Source organism: Pseudomonas sp. 5Vm1k (genome assembly GCF_056161485.1).
On record NZ_JBSPCZ010000006.1, the window covers coordinates 39,957 to 63,790 of the forward strand.

At 58.2% G+C, this 23,834-nt stretch carries 17 protein-coding genes; 6 read left to right on the forward strand and 11 right to left on the reverse strand.

The annotated features are described in order from the left end of the window. Positions 1-7: 7 nt before the first annotated feature. The 4 genes from astD to ACWIKB_RS13625 all read right to left on the reverse strand — a co-directional run bounded on the left by astD (position 8) and on the right by ACWIKB_RS13625 (position 5,092). Complete coding sequence (astD, locus tag ACWIKB_RS13610; protein ID WP_475267859.1) at positions 8-1,477, reverse strand: succinylglutamate-semialdehyde dehydrogenase; 1,470 nt, start codon at positions 1,475-1,477, stop codon at positions 8-10. Then, positions 1,474-2,499, reverse strand: a complete 1,026-nt coding sequence (astA, locus tag ACWIKB_RS13615; RefSeq protein ID WP_123407324.1) for an arginine N-succinyltransferase — start codon at positions 2,497-2,499, stop codon at positions 1,474-1,476. The genes astD and astA overlap by 4 nt, the downstream gene beginning before the upstream one ends. Positions 2,500-2,552: 53 nt before the next feature. Then, positions 2,553-3,572: an arginine/ornithine succinyltransferase subunit alpha gene (gene aruF, locus ACWIKB_RS13620; RefSeq protein ID WP_475267422.1), complete on the reverse strand. Its 1,020-nt coding sequence runs from the start codon at positions 3,570-3,572 to the stop codon at positions 2,553-2,555. 299 nt (positions 3,573-3,871) lie between these two features. Further along, positions 3,872-5,092, reverse strand: coding sequence for an aspartate aminotransferase family protein (locus ACWIKB_RS13625; protein WP_475267424.1), 1,221 nt, complete (start codon positions 5,090-5,092; stop codon positions 3,872-3,874). Between the two features lie 307 nt (positions 5,093-5,399). Between ACWIKB_RS13625 and ACWIKB_RS13630 the strand changes: the two genes are divergently transcribed. Next, positions 5,400-10,427: a dermonecrotic toxin domain-containing protein gene (locus tag ACWIKB_RS13630; protein ID WP_475267426.1), complete on the forward strand. Its 5,028-nt coding sequence runs from the start codon at positions 5,400-5,402 to the stop codon at positions 10,425-10,427. A gap of 31 nt (positions 10,428-10,458) precedes the next feature. On the opposite strand, the gene argR is transcribed toward ACWIKB_RS13630, so the two are convergent. From argR to acs, 7 genes are all read right to left on the reverse strand, one after another. Next, positions 10,459-11,439 carry a transcriptional regulator ArgR gene (gene argR, locus ACWIKB_RS13635; RefSeq protein ID WP_054044763.1) on the reverse strand — a complete coding sequence of 327 codons (981 nt, stop codon included), beginning with the start codon at positions 11,437-11,439 and terminating at the stop codon, positions 10,459-10,461. 804 nt (positions 11,440-12,243) lie between these two features. After that, positions 12,244-13,008, reverse strand: a complete 765-nt coding sequence (locus ACWIKB_RS13640) for an ABC transporter ATP-binding protein (RefSeq protein ID WP_054044765.1) — start codon at positions 13,006-13,008, stop codon at positions 12,244-12,246. A 27-nt stretch (positions 13,009-13,035) separates the two neighbouring features. Next, positions 13,036-14,148, reverse strand: a complete 1,113-nt coding sequence (locus tag ACWIKB_RS13645; protein ID WP_475267427.1) for a M14 family metallopeptidase — start codon at positions 14,146-14,148, stop codon at positions 13,036-13,038. A 1-nt stretch (position 14,149) separates the two neighbouring features. Beyond that, positions 14,150-14,848 (reverse strand): ABC transporter permease, encoded by a 699-nt coding sequence (locus ACWIKB_RS13650; protein ID WP_403106425.1) that lies wholly within the window; start codon positions 14,846-14,848, stop codon positions 14,150-14,152. Continuing rightward, the gene (locus tag ACWIKB_RS13655; RefSeq protein WP_054044772.1) at positions 14,845-15,534 is read right to left on the reverse strand and encodes an ABC transporter permease; all 690 of its coding nucleotides are present in this window, start codon (positions 15,532-15,534) and stop codon (positions 14,845-14,847) included. The genes ACWIKB_RS13650 and ACWIKB_RS13655 overlap by 4 nt, the downstream gene beginning before the upstream one ends. Before the next feature lie 91 nt (positions 15,535-15,625). Continuing rightward, entirely contained in the window at positions 15,626-16,399 is a 774-nt protein-coding gene (locus tag ACWIKB_RS13660) for an ABC transporter substrate-binding protein (RefSeq protein ID WP_403023923.1), read from the reverse strand. 698 nt (positions 16,400-17,097) lie between these two features. After that, positions 17,098-19,053 carry an acetate--CoA ligase gene (acs, locus tag ACWIKB_RS13665; RefSeq protein ID WP_403023920.1) on the reverse strand — a complete coding sequence of 652 codons (1,956 nt, stop codon included), beginning with the start codon at positions 19,051-19,053 and terminating at the stop codon, positions 17,098-17,100. Between the two features lie 414 nt (positions 19,054-19,467). On the opposite strand from acs, the gene ACWIKB_RS13670 reads away from it, so the two are divergent. The 5 genes from ACWIKB_RS13670 (at position 19,468) to ACWIKB_RS13690 (ending at position 23,736) form a co-directional block, all read left to right on the forward strand. Further along, the gene (locus tag ACWIKB_RS13670) at positions 19,468-19,734 is read left to right on the forward strand and encodes a DUF2790 domain-containing protein (RefSeq protein WP_475267430.1); all 267 of its coding nucleotides are present in this window, start codon (positions 19,468-19,470) and stop codon (positions 19,732-19,734) included. Between the two features lie 189 nt (positions 19,735-19,923). After that, entirely contained in the window at positions 19,924-20,214 is a 291-nt protein-coding gene (locus tag ACWIKB_RS13675) for a hypothetical protein (protein WP_475267431.1), read from the forward strand. 516 nt (positions 20,215-20,730) lie between these two features. Continuing rightward, on the forward strand, positions 20,731-21,981 hold the full coding sequence (locus tag ACWIKB_RS13680; protein WP_092279009.1) for a ribonucleotide-diphosphate reductase subunit beta: 1,251 nt from the start codon (positions 20,731-20,733) through the stop codon (positions 21,979-21,981). Positions 21,982-22,359: 378 nt separating this feature from the next. Beyond that, entirely contained in the window at positions 22,360-22,893 is a 534-nt protein-coding gene (locus tag ACWIKB_RS13685; RefSeq protein ID WP_475267432.1) for a BRO-N domain-containing protein, read from the forward strand. 120 nt (positions 22,894-23,013) lie between these two features. Continuing rightward, complete coding sequence (locus tag ACWIKB_RS13690; RefSeq protein WP_475267433.1) at positions 23,014-23,736, forward strand: HNH endonuclease; 723 nt, start codon at positions 23,014-23,016, stop codon at positions 23,734-23,736. The last annotated feature ends 98 nt before the right edge of the window (positions 23,737-23,834 follow it).

The window sequence follows — 23,834 nt, forward strand, 5'->3', positions numbered from 1 at the left end:
ATGGCCGTTACGCCATCCGCACGCCAGGCGTCAGGGTCGCAGGCATCACCAGGCTCGGTGTTTCCAGCGAAGCCACCGGGTACGCGCAGTAATCCGCCGCGTAGTAAGCGCTGGCGCGGTGGTTGCCCGAGGCACCCACGCCGCCGAATGGCGCGCTGCTCGCAGCACCGGTCAGCTGTTTGTTCCAGTTGACGATACCGGCGCGGCTTTCCAGCCAGAACTGCTGATAACGCGCTTCGGAATCCGAAAGCAAACCGGCCGCCAAGCCGTAATCGGTGTCGTTGGCTTCAGCAATCGCCGCTTCAAAATCAGCGTAGCGGATCACTTGCAGCAACGGGCCGAACAACTCTTCGTCAGGACGATCAGCAACGGCGGTAACGTCCAGAATGCCCGGGGTCAGCAACGCCGCTTGAGCCTGGGGCTGAGTCATTTCCAGCAGTGCCACGGCACCGTTGGCCAACAGATGTTCCTGGGCATCCATCAGCGCTTTCGCGGCGCCGAGGGAAATCACCGAGCCCATGAACGGCGCCGGCGTCTGGTCAAACGCACCGACGTCAATCGTCGAGCTGACCGCCACCAGACGCGCCAGCAACGTGTCGCCCCAAGCGCCTTGCGGCACCAGCAAGCGGCGGGCACAGGTGCAACGCTGACCGGCGGAAATGAACGCCGACTGGATGATGGTGTAAACGGCAGCATCGAGATCAGCCACTTCGTCGACCACCAATGGGTTGTTACCGCCCATTTCCAGCGCGAGGATCTTGTCCGGACGACCGGCAAATTGTTGATGCAAGTGATTGCCGGTGCGGCTCGAACCGGTGAAGAACAGACCGTCGATCCCCGGATTCGCCGCTAGGGCGATACCGGTTTCGCGAGCGCCTTGCAGCAGATTCAACACACCCGCCGGCAGACCCGCTTCGATCCAGCATTTGACCGTCAGCTCGGCGACTTTCGGTGTCAGTTCGCTAGGCTTGAACAGCACGCTGTTACCGGCCAGCAGCGCCGGGACGATGTGACCGTTGGGCAAGTGACCCGGGAAGTTGTAAGGACCGAACACCGCGACCACACCGTGTGGTTTGTGGCGCAATACCGCAGTGGCGTCGCCCAACGGGCCGCTCTTCTCACCGGTACGTTCACGGTAGCTCTGCACCGAAATCGCGATCTTGTTGACCATGCTGGTGACTTCAGTCGCCGCTTCCCACAGGGGCTTGCCGGTTTCTTCACCGATGCAGCGGGCCAGTTCGTCAGCGTGATTTTTCAGGGCGGCGGCAAAGGCTTCCAGTACGCTGATGCGCTCGTCCAGGGTCCGACGGGCCCAGCCTGGGAACGCCTGACGCGCGGCTTGCACGGCGGATTCAACTTGGGCGGTGGTGGCGCCTTCGCCAGTCCACAGTACTTGTTGGGTCACCGGGTTCAGCGATTGAAAGGCTTCACCCTGGCCTGCCAGCCATTCACCTGCGATGTATAGCGAATTCATTATTTCGACTCCCGAGCAGCGGACAACGGAACGGCGCGCACTTGATCGCCGGCGTTGAGTTGAAGACGTTTGGCGGTCAGCGGATCGACCACCAGCGTGCCGGCGGCGAAGCGTGCTGGCGCGGCGGTGATCCGGCAGTCTTCGCGCTTGCGGTTGTGAATCAGGAATGGCGTGGCGTCGTCACCCGGGGTGCCGATGGCCAGCACCAGCGCCTGACTGTCGCGGACCGCGCGGATCTTGCCGGTTTCGCATTCCACGGCCGGGCCCGCGTCGAAAATGTCGACGTAGCCCTGATAGCTGAAACCTTCGCTCTTGAGCATCGACAGCGCCGGCTCGGTGTCCGGGTGAACCTGGCCGATCACATTGCGCGCGTCTGGCGACAGGAAGCAGGTGTACAGCGGAAACTTCGGCATCAACTCGGCGATGAACGCCTTGTTGCCGACACCGGTCAGGTAATCCGCCTGGCTGAATTCCATCTTGAAGAAGTGCCGGCCCAGGCTTTCCCAGAACGGCGAACGCCCGGCGTCGTCGGACACACCGCGCATTTCGGCAATGATCTTGTTGCCGAACAACTGCGGGAATTCGGCGATGAACAACATCCGCGCCTTGGCCAGCATGCGACCGTTCAGGCCACTGCGGTAATCGGCGTGCAGGAACAGCGAGCACAACTCGGAGTTACCGGTCAGGTCGTTGGCCAGGAACAGCGTCGGAATTTCGCGGTAGATGTTCAGTTCTTGCGAGGCGCTGACGGTCAGGCCTACGCGGAAGTTGTACCAAGGCTCACGCATGCCGACCGCGCCAGCGATGGCGGAAATCCCCACCACCCGGCCGTTGTCGTCTTCGAGCACGAACAGGTAATCCGCATCGCCTCGCCCGGCTTCGCCGCGGAAGGTCTTCTCGGCCCAGCCGACCCGATGGGCCAGACGTTCTTCATTGGCCGGCAAGGTAGTCAGGCCGGTGCCGGTGCTGCGAGCCAGGTCGATCAGAGCGGGTAAATCGCTGCTGCGTACGGGACGAACGATCATGCTATCTCCTCAAACGGGCCGCTTGCGCCACCCGCGAAACACTCTGAAAGGCTTTAAACCGCGACCAGGCGCACGCTGGCACCTTCACCGACGCCCAGGGCCTCGGCCGCTTCTAGATCCAGGGTCACGGGTTTGCCCGGCGCGTAATCGAGCTCGAGCAATACCGCGCGGTAATCCTGCAACTGGGCGTTGGACACCAGGTACTGACGACCGGCGCCTTTGACCGGCTCACCGATTTTCACCGGGACCACACGGCTCTGGGCGATCGAACGGATCCCCGAAACGCGGGCGTGCAAGGTCGGGCCGCCGTCGAAAATGTCGATGTAGTGATCAGTCTCGAAGCCTTCGCGCATCAGGATGTCGAAAGTGATCTGCGCCCGCGGGTGCACCTGGCCCATCGCTTCTTGAGCGGTGTCCGGCAGCAACGGTACGTAGATCGGGTAATGCGGCATCAGTTCGGCGAGGAAGGTGCGGCTCTTCAGACCACACAGACGCTCGGCAGCGGCGTAGTTGAGGTCGAAGAAGTTGCGACCGATGGCGTCCCAGAACGGCGAGTCACCATTTTCATCGCTGTAGCCAACGATCTCGGTCACCACGGAATCAGCAAAGCGCTCCGGGTGGCTGGCCACAAACAGCAGGCGGCCACGGGAGTTGAGTTCTGCCCACGGCGAACCGACCAACTCCGGCTTCACGTAGAAACTGGTCAGCAAGCTGTTGCCGGTCAGGTCGTGGCACTGGGAGAGCACGTGGATCTTGTTATGAATCTTCAGCTCGCGGGAGGCGTGCACAAAGGTTTCATTACGGAAACTGTAGAACGGCTCGGAATAACCGGCCGACGCGACGATCGCAGAGCAGCCCACCAGTTTGCCGGTGGCACTGTCTTCGAGGACGAAGAAATAGCTCTCTTCACCGTTGAAGCTGACTTCAGCGGAAAACGAGGCTTCGCTCGCGGCGATCTTGTCGCTCAGGCGTTCAACGTCATCCGGCAAGGAAGTGACACCAATCGGGCTGTCCGCAGCCAGACGCTGTACCTCGCCCAGATCAGCCATTTGCGCGGGGCGCATCACCAGCATGGTGTCACTCCTTTCTCGTAAAACTCTTATTAGGAAAATAGCCGGACCAGTCCTGAAACGACTCGGACTAATGTGGGAGCGGGCTTGTGTGGCGAGGGGGCTTGCCCCCGTTGGGGTGCGAAGCGCCCTTAAAACCAGACACCACCATCTCTCAGTCAGAAAGAGGTGACCGATTTACGATTGCTTCGCAACCGAACGGGGGCAAGCCCCCTCGCCACAACAAGCCCAGCCCCACATTGAATCTGGTCCGGCATAAAAATTTGGATCGACGCCTGAAATGTCAAGCGTCGAAGGGTCTATCAGGCTTGCGTCAGTTTCGCCGCAGCGCGCTCGAAACGGTCCAGGCCGGCATCGATGTCTGCGTCTTCAACCACCAAGCTTGGGGCGAAACGAATCACGTCCGGGCCAGCTTGCAGGATCATCAGGCCTTCACGCTCGGCGGCGTTGAAGATGTCCTTGGCCTTGCCTTTCCAGGCATCGCTCAATACGCAACCGATCAACAGACCCAGGCCACGAACCTGAGTAAACAGGCCGTATTTCTCGCCGATCTGTTCCAGGCGCGCCTTGAACTTGTCGTGCTTGGCGTTGACGCCGCTCAGCACTTCGGGGGTGTTGATCACGTCGATGACCGCTTCTGCAACAGCGCACGCCAGCGGGTTACCGCCGTAAGTGGTGCCGTGGGTGCCAACGACCAGGTGTTTGGCCAGGTCTTCGGTGGTCAGCATCGCCGCGATCGGGAAACCGCCGCCCAGGCTCTTGGCGCTGGTCAGGATGTCCGGGGTCACGCCGTAATGCTGGTAGGCGAACAGCTTGCCGCTGCGGCCCATGCCGGTTTGCACTTCGTCGAACACCAGCAGCGCGTTGTGCTCGGTGCACAATTCGCGGGCGCCTTGCAGGTAAGCCAGTTCGGCCGGCATTACACCGCCCTCGCCCTGGATCGGCTCCAGCACCACAGCGCAGGTCTTGTCGGAAATGGCTGCTTTCAGAGCCGCCAGATCGTTGTAAGGAACGTGGGTGATGCCGGTGATTTTAGGACCGAAGCCGTCGGAGTACTTCGACTGGCCACCAACGTTCACGGTGAACAGGGTACGACCGTGGAAGCTGTTCAGCGCGGCGATGATTTCGTACTTCTCGGTACCGAAACGATCGAAGGCGACGCGACGGGCCAGCTTGAAAGCGGCCTCGTTGGCTTCGGCGCCGGAGTTGCAGAAGAACACACGCTCGGCAAAAGTGGCGTCGATCAGCTTATGCGCCAGGCGCAGGGCTGGCTCATTGGTGAACACGTTGGACACGTGCCACAGCTTGTTCGCCTGTTCGGTCAAGGCACCGACCAGCGCCGGGTGCGCGTGGCCCAATACGTTAACGGCAATCCCGCCGGCGAAGTCGATCAGCTCGCGGCCAGACTGGTCCCAAACGCGGGAACCGGCGCCACGCACAGGGATGAAAGCGGCAGGCGCGTAGTTGGGAACCATTACCTGGTCGAAATCGGCGCGTTGTACCGCAGCGTGCTCAACGGACATCGGAGTCTCCTGAAGAGGAACACTCGCCTGAAACTGGCGAGCGATGAGGGGATTGTAAGGACAGTTTTCAGCCCGGCCTTGCCGCCAAGCGACAACTTCTTATAGCGCAAACCCCGGTTTCAGCCGGGTTTACGGCAATGCGACATATACCGTCGCAAAGGCGCAGTTTAAACCGATGCACGGGATTAGCGGCAGCGCAGGCGACATTAGATTTCAAGCCGTTGGCGAATGTGCGGTAACTATGTACCGCACATGTGTTTGGCAAAACGGGTTTCCTTGGGCGCCACCCCCTTCAAGGACGAAACCCGTGGATCTTTCCAACACATCGCCAATATGGCCGAACCATCCAGACAGTCATTTCGAACACCTGGCCGATAATCTGCCGCAGTGGCTACTTAAGGCCTCCGCCAAACGGCGCGCCGCGCTGGGCAAAACTGCGCCGCGCCTGCGCAAAGAGTTTCGCAACGCCTGCGCCGGCCAACACCTCGTGTTGAAACGCCTCAATGCCGACTATTGGACCGCCCAGAACAGCGTGGACGAGCGTCTCGAACACCTGCAAGACGCCCGCGCCTTTGGCGAGCCCTTGCTGCGCGGCGCCCTCCAACAACGCTACGGCCTGGACCTTGACGTGAATGCCACGTTTTTGCGCCTCTATATTCCAGCGTCGATTCCCTGGTTCCCGATCAAGTCCGGCGCCGCCCGGACCTGGACGGTGTCGCTGCTCGATGCCGCCCTGCACAACTTCGAACTGTCCGAGACCAGCGCCAGCGCCTACGAACCGGACTCAACCTTCATCACCCAGCCGTCAGCCTCCGGTCAGTTCGAAACCCTGAATCACATCAGGAATACACTGACGATTGCCGCCTTCACGACGCTGTGTCGCGAACTGGATATCGGCGGCCAATATGAAGTCTGGCTCGAAGACAACCTCGGTGTGAGCAACCCGGTGGCCGCCGCCGTTTTGCGACCGCCGATCATGGAAAGCCAAAAAGCCGCACTGCGGATGGCCCTGGAACTGGCCCTGCTGCACAAAGACACACTCAAGGAAGACGCCTATCGCTCCATTCTCGGCATCGTGAGCGGCGTGCAAGGCATGATGCTCAATGGCAAAACCCTGCTTTGCCACGACTTGACGATGATGTCCGCGCAACTCACCGGAATAGTCCTGTTCGCCCCGGACCTGGAGCAGTATCGCGGCACCGAGAGGGTCGTCGCCTATATACCCGACGACCCACAGCACCCGATCAAGGAATACCCGTCCAGCGGTCACTTCATGGCCGAGCTTAATGAGAAGCTCCGCTCGCATGACTACCAGCAATTCTTCAGCCGCTTCGTTGACCATGCTGATCGAGGCTACTTCTTCGCCAATCTGAACAGCCGCCTGACGCAAATCACCTGGCATCCGCGTGCGCCCGGCGACCCACTGCCCTCCTGGCGTGAATCACCGGCCAAACATGCGAACCTGCAATTGTCCGCCACGCCAGTCTCCGGCGATCTGTGGCAACACCTTTATCAGCGCAAGCTCGACAAGATTCTCAATGATGCGCGCACGCTGGCCGTGTCTACTGCCAGCGCCGACCGTAAGGCGCGATGGGAACTGTGGGACTCCTTTACCAACATCGCTTCGACGCTGCTGCAGGTCGCCGCTTTCGTGGTCCTGCCGTTTGTGCCGGTCCTGGGCGAAATGATGATGGCCTACATGGTGTATCAACTGCTGGACGAGGCTTTCGAGTCCATTGTCGAATGGTCGCAAGACCTGACCCAACAAGCCCTCGCGCACACGCTGGAGTTCATCGAATCCATCGTTCAACTGGGCGCCTTCGCGGTGGGCGGCAACATTGTCGCGGGGGAGTTTCGCCACGTCATGCCCAAGGAATGTGTGGACTTCATTGACCGCTTCCTTCCCGTGAAATCAGTTGCCGGTAAAACCCGTTACTGGAACGGAGACCTCAGGCCTTATGAACAGAACATCGCCTTGCCGGCCAACAGCAGCCCCGATGCACTCGGCTTGTATACCCATGCCGGAAAGAAAATCCTGCCGCTAGACAGCAAACACTATGAGGTCACGCCCAACTCAACGCCGGGACGGTATCAAATCAAACACCCGACAAGAGGCGATGCCTACAAGCCGTCGCTGCAGCACAACCACAACGGCGCCTGGCACACCGAACTCGAACAGCCGCTGAAGTGGGACCGCAGCAAACTCCTGCAACGCCTTGGTCATGTCGCCGACGCGCTGTCCGAGGCCGAGCGCGAACAAGTGCTCAGGATCAGTGGCCACCACGAAAACAGCGTACGGCGGATGCATGTCGATCATGAAACCTTGCCACCGCTGCTGGCGGACACCCTCTCGCGCGTAAAGATCGACAAGGACATACGGACCTTTATCGAACGGATCGGCGGTGAATACCCCGAGACTTACACGACCGCCGACCCGACAACCCAGTTGCAACTGCTGACCGAAAATTTCCCATGGCCTACAAAAAAAGGCCTTCGATTGATTGACGACAACGGTGAGGTGTTGTGGCAACACACTCAAGGCCATCAGCGCACGTATGACATTCAAGCAAGTAGCGGCGATGTACTGAAAGCCACGCTGAAATGCCTCACGGAAGATGAAATCAAGGCGTTGTTCGAGGAAACCTTCGGTGCGCCGGCACTGGCCCTTGAAGTACGCACCAGGAACTTGAGGTCCAGAATTGCGGAGATTGCGCGGTCACAACGCAACTCGTTGTTCGACGCCCGTTACCGCGCCCAGGCATCCGACGTGGACCCGCTGGCACAGCGCTTGATGGACGCCGTCCCGGGCCTGCCCGGCCCTGTCGCCGAGGAACTGCTGAGCTCGGCGAGCGGTGTCGAATGGCAACAACTGGAACAAGGCACGCTCGCCCCTCGGCTCAAGGAGCTGGCACGCTGGGCGCAACAGCAGGTTCGTGCCGTGCGCGCCCGCGAAAGCCTGGAACTGGGGGCCCGGAACAACCCGGATGCCGATCGGCTGGCGCTGCATTCCATATCTCGTCTGCCTGGCTGGTCGGGGGATGTGCGGATTGAGGTCAACCGCTATTCATTCAACGGCGAAAACATCGACAGCATCGGCCTGCCCGACGCGCCCCAGCGCAAGGTGCTGGTGCAACTCGAAGACGGCGACTATCAAGCGTTTGACGAGATGGGCCAGCAACTGTCCGGCACCGAGGATTTTTATAACTGCCTGCTGCGGGCACTGCCCGATAGCGAGCGCAAAGGGCTGACCCTGCAAACCGGGCAAGGCCCGCGACTCAAACAGGTCATCACCGAACACGTCCTGGGTCACGCGGAACTGCAAGACATCCTGTCACAGCAACCGCTGCGCAAGCCCCACTACGACCCTAACGTCATGCGACTGCCCGGCGGCACCGATGGCTACCCGCGTATCCATCCCGGCGCAACGTCATTGCAAGAGTACGTTCAGGCGCTTTATCCGACCTTCAACGCGGGCGAGGTCGAGACTTTTATCCGTGAACTGCAGCGGCATCCCTCGGGGGCGCGGGTAGAAATCTCGCGCCTGTACAACGAATTTGAACGGCTGAGCCAGGACCTGCGCACCTGGCTCGAGGCAACGCCGCTCCATCACACTGAAACCGGCTCTGTGCTCAGCACCCGACAACTGAGCGCCGTGCGCCGCAACCACCTGCTGCTCGCGGACGAATTGCAACGCTGCTGGCGGCGCCAGACTGCGCTCAACGACGGCGACATGGATGCCGGCGATCGCGGCTACATGTTCCGGTTCACCCGCCCGATCATGGGCGAGTTACCGACGATTGCGGCGGACTTCAGCCACATTGCCTACCTGACCCTGGAAGGCAGCGAGACGACACGCGGTGCCCACGCATTCCTGCGCCGCTTCACCGGACTGCGGCGCATGGAAGTGCGCAACATTCCGTTGACCACCCTGCCCGACATCCTGCCCACATTGCCGAACCTTAATCAGTTAATCCTCAGCAATTGCGCGATCACGTTGACCGCCGATGCCCAGGCTACGCTGGCGTCCTTGAGTCAGATGCGCACGTTGGAACTGTACAAAAACCCCTTGGGCGGGGTGTTCAGTGTCGAGGCCATGACCCAACTGGATTACATCGACCTGGGTGATACCGGCATCTCCAGGCTTCCTCTCGGTCTGCTCGACCTTCCCAGCCTGGAGACAGCGATTTTTTCCGAGAACCAGTTCACCGAACTGCCTGCGCAACTGTTCCAGTTGCCTGCACGCAGGACCGAGGGTTTTGATTTTTCCAGCAACCCGCTGTCCATCGACAGCAGAAACCGGGTGAAAAGCTACTTTCAGAAAGTTCGGGAAAACCTGGGTGTGCAGGCCGACCAGGCCGATATCGATCGGGTGGCCGCGCTCTATCCCTTTATGGAACGCGAACAGGCCAGCGATTTTGTGCTGAGCCTGCCCGGCACACTGGAGGCTGGCCGAACCGAACTCACTCGCCTGGAAACCGAGTACGCCACCTTGTGCGATACGCTTGCGGCGTGGAGCGGCAACCTTCCTGCCGTGCACCCGAACACCGGTGAACCTTTCAGCCCCCGGCAGCTGCTGGTTGAGCACTACGCCCGGGATGAATTCAAAAACACCGTGGAACAAGCCTGGCGCCGGGAAACCGCGCAGGATGACTTCAACCCGGGTCCCGAGCCCTCCTATGAACTCAGCCTGTCACTGGTGATCAGTGGTGAGTTACCCACACTGAGCGCGGACTTCAGTCACGTATCCCACCTGTACCTGCACAGTTACGCCGGGCAGACGTCAGTCAGCGATGGATTTCTGAGGTGTTTCCCCAAACTCAAGGGCCTGACCATTCGTGACTATCGCCTGGGCAATATTCCGCAATCGGTATTCAACATGGGCGAACTGACGGCGCTGGTGCTCCCCGACTGCCGCATCAGCCTCACGGAGAATACGATTGCTGGGCTGGCCGGCATGGAGCATCTGGATTTCCTCGACCTGAGCAATAACCCGCTGATGCTGACACCCGATATCAGTCAGATGCCGGACCTGTCCACGCTGGTGCTCAATGACACGCACATTACCGAGCTGCCGCCGGGGTTGCTGAAGTTGAAATCGCTGGATATCGCCAACCTGAGCAATAACGCGATTCGTGAACTGCCCAGCGATATCCTCGAACTGCCCATGGAAACCGGCGAGACCATCAACTTGCGCGGCAATCCGTTTTCCGAACGAAGCCTGCAATTGCTGCATGCCTACTTCAGACAGAACGGCACCGATTTTGGTATTGAGGAAATTATTGAAACCGCCGAGATGGAGGTTTCGAACTCGGATGATTCAGAGGCTGAGCAATGAGGCTTTAAACGTCCGCAAACCGGACGTTAGATTAGCCGCGCTCTGAAGGCACCGACGACAACTCGAACGGGCTGCTGCTACGCCGCTGGTTGCGATCTTCCCGCGGCGTGGCGCCGAAGAAGTTGCGGTAGGCGCTGGAGAAATGTGGCCCCGAAGAGAAGCCACAGGACAGGCCGATCTGGATGATCGACTTGCTGGTTTGCATCAACATCTGCCGGGCCTTGTTCAGGCGCAATTCCAGGTAGTACTGGCTCGGCACACGATTGAGGTATTGCTTGAAGATCCGCTCCAGCTGCCGACGGGACACGCACACGTGCTGGGCGATTTCGTCGGTGGTCAGGGGCTCTTCGATGTTGGCTTCCATCAGCAACACCGCTTGGGTGAGCTTCGGATGGCTGGAGCCGAGACGGTTTTGCAGCGGGATACGTTGGCGTTCGCCGCCCTCACGGATGCGTTCGACCACCAGTTCTTCCGACACCGCACCGGCCAGTTCGGCACCGTGGTCGCGAGCCAATACCGCCAATAGCAAATCGAGCACCGACAGACCACCACATGCAGTCAGGCGATCACGATCCCAGTCGAACAGATGACTGGTGGCGATGACTTTCGGGAAGCGCTCGGCGAAATCGTCCTGCCAACGCCAATGCACGGCCGCACGATAACCATCGAGCAAACCGAGCTGCGCCAATGGGTAAACACCGGCGGACAAACCACCGATCACACATCCGGCACGCACCAGTTGTTTCAGCGAACTGCTGAGGGCCGGCGCGAGTGCGGTCGGCGGCTCGTCGGCGAGCAGAAACAACTTCTGGAAGTTTTCAAGCTTGCCGGCCCACGGCTCACCGGGCAATTGCCAGGCGCCTTCGGTCGGCGGTTCGGCCTGCAAGAACGACAGTTCGTAGACAACGTCCGGATGCACACGCTGGGCAACACGCAAGGCCTCCTCAGCCAGCGCAAGCGTCAGAGCTTTAGTGCTGGGCCAAATCAGGAAACCAATTCGATGGGCAGTCATGGGCGGGCGATCCGAAACGAAGAACAGTGATGAAGGCAAGGGCCAATGCTAGCCCGAAAATGAATGCAAATCTTAAAACCGGCAAAGATCAAACGTGGGAACTGACCTGCCACCTCCCTGTAGGAGCTGTCGAGTGAAACGAGGCTGCGATCTTTCGATTTGAACAATCAAGATCAAAAGATCGCAGCCTTCGGCAGCTCCTACAGGGATCGTAGCCTGCCTCTAAATGGCGAAGCTGACCTGTCCCCCCCGTAGGAGCTGTCGAGTGAAACGAGGCTGCGATCTTTTGATTTGAACAATCAAGATCAAAAGATCGCAGCCTTCGGCAGCTCCTACAGGGATCGTAGCCTGCCTCTAAATGGCGAAGCTCGCTTGTCACCCCTCCCCGTAGGAGCTGTCGAGTGAAACGAGGCTGCGATCTTTTGATTTGAAAAATCAAGATCAAAAGATCGCAGCCTTCGGCAGCTCCTACAGGGATCGTCGCCAGCCTCTAAATGGCGAAGCTGACCTGTCCCCCCGTAGGAGCTGTCGAGTGAAACGCGGCTGCGATCTTTTGATTTGAAACATCAAGGTCAAAAGATCGCAGCCTTCGGCAGCTCCTACAGGGATCGTAGCCTGCCTCTGAATGGCGAAGCTCGCTTGTCACCCCTCCCCGTAGGAGCTGTCGAGTGAAACGAGGCTGCGATCTTTTGATTTGAAAAATCAAGGTCAAAAGATCGCAGCCTTCGGCAGCTCCTACAGGGATCGTAGCCAGCCTTTAGGTTGCGAAGCATGCACTATCCCGGTGCACAACGTCAGTCCTGATTATTTCAAGCTGCCGGACAAGAATTGTTGCAAGCGTTCGGACTGTGGATTGACCAGCACCTCACGCGGGTTGCCGCTTTCTTCGACGATGCCTTTGTGCAGGAATACCAGTTGGTTCGACACTTCACGGGCGAAGCCCATTTCGTGGGTCACCACCACCATGGTCCGGCCTTCCAGCGCCAGGGCCTGCATGACTTTCAGCACATCGCCCACCAGTTCCGGGTCGAGAGCCGAAGTCGGTTCGTCGAACAGCATCACCTCAGGCTCCATCGCCAGCGCACGGGCAATCGCCACGCGCTGTTGTTCACCACCGGACATGTGACCCGGGTACGCATCTTTACGATGCGCCACGCCGACCTTGTTCAGGTAGTGCTCAGCCTTTTCGCGGGCCTCGGCCTTGGACATGCCGAGCACGTGGACCGGCGCTTCCATGATGTTTTCCAGCGCGGTCATGTGCGACCACAGGTTGAAATGCTGGAACACCATCGACAGGCGCGAACGCATGCGCTGCAACTGTTTCGGGTCCGCAGCCTTCAGGGCGCCGTCCTTGTTCGAAACCAGTTTCAGCTCTTCGTTGTTGAGCAGGATCTTACCCGCGTGCGGCTGCTCGAGCAGGTTGATGCAGCGCAGGAAAGTACTTTTGCCGGAGCCACTGGAGCCGATGATGCTGATCACATCGCCAGCCGCCGCTTTCAGGGACACGCCCTTGAGCACTTCGTGACTGCCATAGCGTTTATGCAGGTCTTGGACTTCAAGTTTGTACATGCGGTCGGTTCTCACAAAAACAGTCAGTCAGTCGTTGAGCAAGCGCCCGTGACGCAGCGCTTCGCGCCCCGCCACCTTGGCCAGCCAGAAACCGGGTTGGGCATAACGTAGCCGTTCAATGGCAAACAGCACCCCGGACGTACCAGCACACACCGTGCTGACCCGATCCGCCAACGGATCGATCACTTCGAAAATCTCATCGCCGGCTTCAATCCATTCACCGGGTTTACGCAGGAAACTCACCACACCGGGATGCGGTGCGAACAACAACTCGGTGCCTTCGAACGGCATGCCTTCACAGGCTTCGTGTGCCGGTTTCGGCCATTCACCGCTGATCAAGCCTTGCTCGGCGAGGAATGCCAGGATGCCCTCGGCGTAAGCTTCGGCATCCGCTCGGGCGGTGTCGGCCTGACCACCCAATTCAATGGTCGTCGCCAGGCACGCCAGTGGAATCTGCGCATCCGGGAAGTGGCGCGACAAACGCAACCACGGCAGCGAACAGGCTTCGTCGAAAGAACTGCCGCCGGAATCTTCCGCCAGTAAACCAACCTTCACATCAAGGTGCGCGGCCAGCGAACGCCATTGCGGCCAGTGTTGCGGCAAGGCGTACATGTGCAGCGCGGCTTCGGCATCGCAATGCAAATCCAGCACCACGTCGGCGGTGCAAGCATGGCTGAGCAAGACGCGCTGCATGCCTTGCAACTGACTCGCGGCCGGTGGCAACGCGGCCAGGGCATCGCTCATGGCTTGGCGGATCAAGCGGATATTGGCGTGAGGATCATCCCCCAGACGCCCTTCCAGATCGGCGGCCACTGGCGCGCTGAGCTCGACGAAATCCCGGTTGAAGTTCTTGCCGCTGCCCGCCTCGAAACGCCCTTGATGGTTGCCTTGCAGCAGTTGACCGAGGCCCAGTGGGTTGGCCACCGGCACCAACTCAATCACGCCGTTGAGCAAGCCTTGGGTTTCGAGCTCACCTAAACGCTTTTTCAGCTCCCAGGCGGTGCGCATGCCCGGCAGTTCATCGGCGTGCAGACTGGCCTGGATATAAGCCTTGCGCTCGCCGGTCCCGAAGCGGAACACCGAAATCTGGCGTTCGCTGCCCAGGTGGCTCCACGGCAATACGTGATCGATGCGTTCCATATCAGTGCTTCCGCGGGGCCAGATAGCCCAGCCAGCGGCGCTCGGCCAGTTTGAACAGCTTCACCAGAATGAAGGTCAGGCACAGGTAGAACACACCGGCGGTGATGTACGCCTCGAACGGCAAGTAAAACTGGGCGTTAACTGTGCGCGCGGCACCGGTAATGTCGATCAGGGTCACGATGGACGCCAGACTGGTGGTCTGCAGCATCATGATCACTTCGTTGCTGTACTGCGGCAGCGCCCGGCGCAGGGCCGACGGCAGCAGGATGCGCTTGTACATTTTGTAGCGGGACATGCCCATGGCCTTGGCCGCTTCGATCTCGCCATTCGGCGTCGCACGCAGGCTGCCGGCGATGATTTCGGCGGTGTAGGCGCTGGTGTTGATCGCAAAGGCCAGGCACGCACAGAACGTCGCGCTGGACAGCCATGGCCACAAGAAGCTTTCACGCACGGCTTCGAATTGCGCCAACCCGTAGTAGATCAAGAACAGCTGCACCAGCATCGGCGTGCCGCGGATCACGTAGGTGAACAGCCAGGCCGTCATGTTGACGACGGCGTTCTTGGAGACGCGCATCAGCCCCAGCGGCAAGGCCGCGAGCAAACCGAAAAACAGCGACAGCGCGAGCAATTTGAGGGTGGTCACCAGGCCGCCGAAGTACAGCGGCAAGGCCTCCCAAATGACGTTGTAGTCGAAGATCATAGATCAGCCGCCCTTACGCCTACCGAGTAGCGCTTCTCAAGGTGACGCAATGCCAGCAACGAGACACTGGTAATCACCAGGTACATCGCCGCCACTGCGAGGAAGAAGGTGAAAGGCTCGCGGGTGGCATCTGCCGCCTGCTTGGCCTTGAACATCATGTCTTGCAGACCGACCACCGAAATCAGCGCGGTCGCCTTGGTCAGTACCAGCCAGTTGTTGGTGAAACCCGGAATCGCCAGACGAATCATCTGCGGCACCAACACCCGGAAGAACACCTGAAAACTGCTCATGCCGTAGGCCATGCCGGCTTCTGCTTGACCTTTAGGGATCGCCATGAAGGCGCCACGGAAGGTTTCCGACAGGTACGCACCGAAGATGAAACCGAGGGTGCCAATACCGGCAGCCAATGGGTTCAGGTCGATGTAGTCGTTAAAGCCGAGCATCGGTGCGACGCGGTTGAGCAGGTCCTGACCACCGTAGAAAATCAGCAGGATCAGTACCAGGTCGGGAATGCCGCGGATCACCGTGGAATACAGGTCGCCCAGCCAGGCCAGCCAGCGAATCGGGGACAGACGCAGCGAAACGCCGATCAGACCCAGAACGATGGCCAAGACCATGGACGACAAGGCGAGCTGAAGCGTCAGCCATGCGCCATCGAGGATGACAGCCCCGTAGCCTTTCAACATGATTCAGGTCCTCGAAAGTTGGGATGAAAAAATGGCGCAAACCTCAGAGATCCTGTTGCTTGCGCCATTTCGGACTTGTCGCTGGAACGTGTTACTTGCCGTAGATATCGAAGGCGAAGTACTTGTCCTGGATTTGCTTGTATTTGCCGTTCTCGCGAATGGCAGCGATCGCACCGTTGATCTTGTCTTTCAGCGCGTCACCCTTGCGAACTGCGATACCCACGCCGTCGCCGAAGTATTTGACGTCGGTGAAGGCCGGGCCAACGAAGGCGAAACCTTTGCCGGCGTCGGTTTTCAGGAAACCGTCATCCAGCAGCGTAGCGTCTGCCACGGTGCCGTCGAGGCGGCCAGCAGCCACGTCGAGGTAGATTTCGTTCTGCGAACCGTAAGGCTTGATCTCGGCACCCAGCGGGGCCAGGACTTCGCGGGCGAAACGCTCGTGGATCGAACCACGTTGCACACCGATGTTCTTGCCCTTGAGCTCGGTCAGGTTTTCGCTGACTTGAGTGCCGGCCTTCATGACCAGGCGAGCCGGGGTGTTGTAGTACTTGTTGGTGAAGTCCACGGACTTCTTGCGATCTTCAGTGATCGACATGGACGACAGGATCGCGTCGATCTTGCGCACTTTGAGTGCAGGGATCAGACCGTCGAACTCTTGCTCGACCCACACGCACTTGACCTGCATCTGCTCGCACAGGGCGTTGCCGATGTCGTAGTCAAAACCAACGATGCTGCCATCCGGTGCCTTGGAGGCAAACGGAGGGTAAGCCGCTTCGATACCGATCTTCAGAGGCTTTTCATCAGCGAAAGTCGGCAGGGACAGCACGGACAGTGCCAGGGCGCCAAGCAGCACAAGTTTCTTCATCTTGGGACTCCATCGGTAAAGGGCAAAAACGGCAGAGTGAGCACAAGCCCAATATGCGAATGGGTTAAACCGCAAAGCGATGCTGCGTCCTGGGAAACCCGCGTTATTTTCAACGCGAGCAACGACGAGCGAGTGATCGGCATTCTAACGACAGGCCCGAAGCCGATATTTCTTCAATGCGACAACAAATTACAGATGCACTGAGAAAGCCGCTTGGGCACGTTGACAGCCTTGCAATTTCATGCAAGAGCAAAAGATTGTGAACCGATCTATGCTGCAAATTGCGGGCCTATTATTGGCAAACCCTTCTAATCCGGCAAGCGTAGCGTGTTGTCTTATTTTTCATGGGTGGTTGCGAGGCCCTGAAACGGGGCTTTGCGTTTCCCAATGCCCCGTCACTGGGCTTGAGGTTACACATTCAGTTACTTTCGCGAAGTCGGGTAACAGTGGGAAATCACCTACATGTGATGCCGATAATTATTGGCCGTGATTAGGCGGCGCCTGACAGATCGCTTTCGCGAGCAAGCCCGCTCCCACAGTGGTTATGCGTTGTTCACGCATTTTGTGTTCACCAGAGATCTACTGTGGGAGCGGGCTTGCTCGCGAAGAGGCCCGCACGGCCAACACAAAACCATCAGGCAATAAAAAACCCCACCAGGCGCAACACCTGGCAGGGTTTCAATGACACCGAACGCGACTTACGCGACGTTCATCGTCTTATGCGTATCAATCAAATGCTGCACCACACCCGGATCCGCCAGGGTGGAGATATCCCCCAACCCATCGTATTCAGCGGTGGCAATCTTGCGCAGAATCCGGCGCATGATCTTGCCCGAGCGAGTTTTCGGCAGCCCCGGCGCCCACTGAATGACATCCGGCGAAGCAATCGGGCCGATCTCTTTACGCACCCAGTTCTTCAGCTCCAGGCGCAATTGCTCGCTCGGTTCTTCGCCACCGATCAGGGTGACGTAGACGTAGATGCCCTGCCCCTTGATGTCGTGCGGCACACCGACCACCGCCGCTTCAGCGACTTTAGGGTGAGCAACCATCGCGCTTTCAATCTCGGCGGTGCCCATGCGGTGACCGGACACGTTGAGCACGTCATCCACGCGACCGGTGATCCAGTAGTAACCATCGGCGTCACGTCGCGCGCCGTCACCGGTGAAGTACATGCCACGGAAGGTCTTGAAGTAGGTGTCGACGAAACGGTCGTGGTCGCGATACAGCGTGCGCGCCTGGCCTGGCCACGAATCGAGAATCACCAGGTTGCCCTCGGCGACGCCTTCGATGATGTTGCCCAGGTTATCCACCAACGCCGGCACCACGCCGAAGAACGGACGAGCCGCCGAACCAGGCTTGAGGCCATGAGCGCCCGGCAATGGGCTCATCAGGGTTGCACCGGTTTCGGTCTGCCACCAGGTGTCGACGATCGGGCAGCGGGACTGGCCGACATTCTTGTAGTACCAATCCCACGCTTCCGGGTTGATCGGCTCACCGACCGAACCCAACAGACGCAGGCTGCTGCCATCGGCGCCTTCAACAGCGGCAGTGCCCGAGGCCATCATCGCGCGGATTGCGGTCGGCGCGGTGTAGAGGATGTTGACCTTGTGCTTGTCGACGATCTTCGCCACCCGGGTGATGTCCGGGTAGTTCGGCACGCCTTCGAACAGCAGTGTGGTCGCGCCGTTGGCCAGTGGGCCATAGACGATGTAGGTGTGGCCGGTGATCCAGCCGACGTCGGCGGTGCACCAGTAGATCTCGCCCGGGCGGTAGTCAAACACGCGCTCGTGGGTCATGGCCGCATAGAGCAAGTAACCGCCGGTGGTGTGCTGCACGCCCTTCGGCTTGCCCGTCGAGCCGGAGGTATAAAGGATGAACAGCGCTTCTTCGGCGCCCATCTCTTTCGGCGCGCAAACACTGCCCGCCACTTTCATCAGGTCTTCGTACCAGATGTCGCGATGCTGGTTCCACTTGATGTCGCCACCGGTGCGCTTGCACACGATGACCTTCTGGATGCTGCTGGTTTCCGGGTTAGTCAGCGCGTCGTCGACGTTGGTCTTGAGCGGGATTTTCTTGCCGGCACGAATACCTTCGTCAGCGGTGATCACCACTTTGGAACGGCAGTCGATGATGCGACCGGCCAGGGCTTCCGGCGAGAAACCGCCGAACACTACCGAGTGAATCGCGCCGATCCGGGTGCAAGCCAACATGGCGACCACGGCTTCAGGGATCATCGGCATATAGATAGTCACCACGTCGCCGCGATGCACATCCTGACCGCGCAGGGCGTTGGCAAACTTGCAGACTTCTTCATGCAGCTCGCGGTAGGTGATGTTGCGGCTCTCGGCCGGGTCATCCCCTTCCCAGATAATCGCGATTTGATCACCGCGCTCAGCCAGATGACGGTCGAGGCAGTTGTAGGAAACGTTCAGCGTGCCGTCAGCGAACCATTTGATATCGACATGGTGATCGTCGAAGGAGGTCTGCTTCACCGTGGTGAAAGGCTTGATCCAGTCGAGGCGCTTGGCTTGTTCGCGCCAGAAGCCGTCCGGGTTGACGACCGACTGCTGGTACATGGCCTTATAGGTGGCCTCGTCAGTCAGCGTATTGGCTGCTACCTCGGGACGAACGGGATACAGAGAAGCCGCACTCATCTTTCTTACCTCGGTGGAATAGTTGTTTTTGTATGACCCTGTTGTAGCCGGGCCGGGCCTATAGAACCATTCGACGATGGTAGTAACAAGCCCCTACAAAATGCTGTGAATATCCCGTTAAACCGCTCGAAGCCCCATACCCCGTGGCTCGCCGCCCCCGTAGGAGCTGGCGAAGCCTGCGATCTTTTGATCTTTTCAAGGATTGTTACCAAATCCGCGAAAGGTGTTTATCAAAACCATGGGTATATGAATGAAACCCCCACGCCTAAAATCCACCTCGCCAACAAGGCAACCCTGATTAACCAAGTTGCAGCCCCCACGAAGGCAGTTAATCAAAAACCAAGTACTGAAGTTCCACACGCAATCCCAAAAAGATTGCGTGACCCCTCTCGACTTTAGAAAGGTAAATTTGAAATGAAAGCTTTATTAGTTCTGGCCCTCAGCAGCCTATGCGCAACCGCCATGGCAGACGAGGTCCCGACTGATGTTGCACAGCAAAAACCGGTGATAGTTGAGGAATACACTTACTCCACCCACTTGGACATCGCCAACATCGTGTCCATGAGCGAAGTCCCGAACGTGTGCGAAGTGGTTCCGATGAAAATGGAATACGACGACTCTAAAGGTCAACGCCACATCCTGCGTTATAGCGTCATGGGTAACGGCTGCTCTAACGGCTGATCTCCCGCACTCCCCCCTTAACGGTTCGACCCATCCGCCCGCTGTTTAAGGCAGATGAAGCGCCGAACCGTATACATCGATAAATACGATTATTTAGTGCGGTTATTTGCGCTTTTTAATCAAAATAGCTGGCGTAGTATGAATTCCACACCCAAGGCACAAAACGCCAACAAACCTGGAGCCACCACCATGAAAACCAAACTGATCCTCGCCCTGACCCTCTCCGTACTGGCCGGTAGCGCTTTCGCTGCTGATGGTTTTGACCGCACTGGCTCCGCCGTCGCCGCTGACGGTTACGATCGCACCGGTTCTGCCACTGTTGCTGCTGATGGCTACGACCGCACTGGTTCCGCTGTCGCTGCTGATGGCTACGACCGCACTGGTTCCGCCACTGTCGCTGAAGACGGCTACGACAAAACTGGTTCGGCCACCTTCGCTGCCGATGGTTTTGAACGCACCAACTCGGCGACTTTCAGCTGACATTTGGCTGATTCGTCACAGCCCGACTTCAGTCGGGATTAGTTGTGTCTGGAGCCATCGAAAAGCGCCTCAAAACACAACATGTAGTGAAAAACCTGATTTTTGGCTGTTTTTTGAGCAAAAAAAACCGCAAGCCAAAATTTATGAAAAAAAATCTGCACCCGCGATATCCAGCCAAAGCCCTGTAAACCCTCACTCCGACCGAAAAACCTCCCCTCGTCGACCGTTCTCAGCGCCACTTCGTCGCACCACAGGCCAGTTTTTTTCCCTATAATGCCGGCTTAAACGGGCCTGCAATATTCCCTTACAGGGATAAACAGTCAGTCCGAAGCCCAAGCAGAAGCTGTTCACGTTTCTGCGCACATCGGCTGCTTCGGATCCTCCGTACAAAATTCTGTTTGATGCCTGCGTATAGCTGCTGCAAAAAACGATTCCTTTAGATCCAACGCGGCCAGTACGACCGTGTGACAAACCATCACATGGGCAATCTGGCCCTCACGCAGGAGACGACACGTCATGCTGAGCTGGGACGAATTCGACAAAGAAGACACGGGCGAAGTGGCAGTAAAAGGCGCAAACGCCGGCCACGCGACTGAAGCCAACATGGACCGCCTCGACACCGCTGGCGGTGTTGCCGCCCAAGAAGCGCGTGCCGTGACCGCGTCCGACTCCGCCGCCATCGCCCGTGCCAAGGCTGCCCTGGACAACCTCGACGTTGCTGAAGGCCTGGCCGAACTCGAAGGCGCCTCCGCCCGTGTTGCCGTCGACGAAAAGCGCATGATCAACTGCCGCGCCGATCTCAACCAACTCGTACCTTTCAAGTACGACTGGGCCTGGCAGAAGTATCTGGACGGTTGCGCAAACCACTGGATGCCGCAAGAAGTCAACATGACCGCCGACATCGCCCTCTGGAAAGACCCGGAAGGCCTGACCGACGACGAACGCCGCATCGTCATGCGCAACCTCGGCTTCTTCTCCACCGCCGACTCCCTGGTTGCCAACAACCTCGTCCTGGCCGTGTACCGCCTGATCACCAACCCGGAATGCCGCCAGTACATCCTGCGCCAGGCTTTCGAAGAAGCGATCCACACCCACGCCTACCAGTACTGCATCGAATCGCTGGCCATGGATGAAGGCGAGATCTTCAACATGTACCACGAGATCCCATCGGTCGCGAAAAAAGCCACCTGGGGCCTCAAATACACCCGCTCGATCTCCGATCCGAAGTTCGAAACCGGCACCGTCGAAACCGACAAAGAACTGCTGCGCAACCTGATCGCCTACTACTGCGTCCTGGAAGGCATCTTCTTCTACTGCGGCTTCACCCAAATCCTCTCCATGGGCCGCCGCAACAAAATGACCGGCGTCGCCGAGCAGTTCCAATACATCCTGCGCGACGAATCCATGCACCTGAACTTCGGCATCGATGTGATCAACCAGATCAAAATCGAAAACCCGCACTTGTGGGATGCTGAGATGAAGGAAGAGGCCTCGCAGATGATCTTGCAAGGCACTCAGCTTGAGATCGAATACGCTCGCGACACCATGCCTCGTGGGGTGTTGGGGATGAATGCGGCGATGATGGAGGACTACCTGAAGTTCATCGCTAACCGTCGCTTGTCGCAGATTGGTTTGAAGGAAGAGTATCCAGGGACTACGAATCCGTTCCCTTGGATGAGCGAGATTATGGACTTGAAGAAAGAGAAGAATTTCTTTGAGACTCGCGTGATCGAGTACCAAACCGGTGGTGCGCTTAGCTGGGATTAACTCCTTAGGCTAATCGAAAACCTGAAAGCCCCGATCTAATCGGGGCTTTTTATTGCCTAGAAGAACCATTTTTTGTCCCTACATCACTTCGCTAAAACTCCTACAACAGTTCCAGCCCTTTCCCGATTGATGCCAAGCCAATGCACCTCTAAACTCAACCCAGGTGCCTAAGAAACGCCCAACGTAGAAGCTGACTTACTTACACAGACCCACGCGTTGTCTCAGAGACAAATGCGCGACTTTGTGTGAATGAGTTTGCTGTTGGGATTTCTTACGTCCTCTACGTCGGGTTTTGGCTCTGTCCAATTTCATTCGTAGAGGTAATGGATATGCCCACTCAAAAACCACTCCGCTCTCCCGCATTTTCGGAGATCGGTCATGCTTGATCCGTTTATCCCCACAGTCTTCATCCGCCAAAACCTTAATCTTCACGCACTCCTCCTAGAAAATCAGCCATGGTTCTGTGCCCGCGATCTCGGTCGTTTAATGGGATTCCATCTGAATGATCGTGTCGTCAGCAAACTGGACGAGGATCAGCGGCACACATTGCTTATCGACTACCACGGCCAACCGGAGAAGCGGTTGATGCTCAGTGAGTCAGGTGTGTATGCGTTGCTGGTCTATCACTACGTGCCCGGGAATCGGTTATTGCGTGAATGGCTGACGCATCAAGTGGTGCCAGCCTTGCGTGATGCGGGGCAGTCGAAGAACTCTGATCGACCAATGCTGAGTTTGTTGGATTGGCCGGAGATGTCGTTGAGTCTGTTGCATTGGCAGGATGAAGGTTGGATTCGACTGCGGGACATGCCTTATCTGTTGCTCAATCGCACGCGGCGGCGGGTGCCGGTGGTTAAGCCTTGGTGGCGGAGGGTCGTGGAGGCTTTTCAGTCTTCGAAGCAATCTGTGGGTTAGTGCGGTGGCGTCTTTGTAGGACCGATTGAGCGAAGCGTCGGTCTTTTCTGTAGGAATTTTCGTAGACAGTCGTAATGGCCACTCAGTATCGTCCGAGGGTTTTCAACCCTCGGCGATTGTATGGATACGGAAAAGAAGCAATCTAGATGGACTGACGAAGAGCTAGCAGCTTCTGTCGAGACCTATCTAAAAATTCTCGCGCTCGAAGAGGCCGGTCAGGTCGTCGACAAACCGTTCGAACAGCGAATGCTGCAAGAAGGGGCATTAATCAATCGCAGCACCAAAGCCGTAGATTTCCGCTTACAGAACCTTTCGTTCCTGTTTGTAGAGCTCGGTCTCAAGCCTAATAGTTACCCGTTAATGGCAAATATCGGGTCGGGTGTTGCTGCGCGTGTCGAAATAATCCTCGCCTCAAAAGGCGTGATCGACCTTGATGACTATTTGCCAACTGCGGACGAAGAGACGCTAAACCGTCGTACTGAAAAGCTTCGAGGAAAAAAACTCTTAGGCGTGCCAGAAGGTATAGAGAAGCCAAAAAAGGTAACCATCACGACTACCTCGTACGCTCGCTCTCCTCGGATCAAAGCCTGGGTTTTGGATAATGCAAACGGGATCTGCGAAGGTTGCGATCAGCCAGGCCCGTTCGAGCAAGCTGATGGCACGCGCTTTCTTGAGGTTCACCATGTAAAGCATTTAGCTAACCGCGGATCAGATCGTCGGAGTAACGCAGTCGCGCTTTGTCCTAACTGTCATAAGCGCTGTCACCATGCCAACGACAAAGACGAATTCACCGAGTCGCTTTATCTCAAAATAGAACGGTTGAAGCGTGAGAAATTGGGCTGAACAACATATCTGATGCACCGCGCTAGCCGGGTTTGGGGCTGCTGCGCAGCCCAGCGGGAGCAAGCTCCCTCGCCACAGTGAGTTGCGTTGCTGCCGAG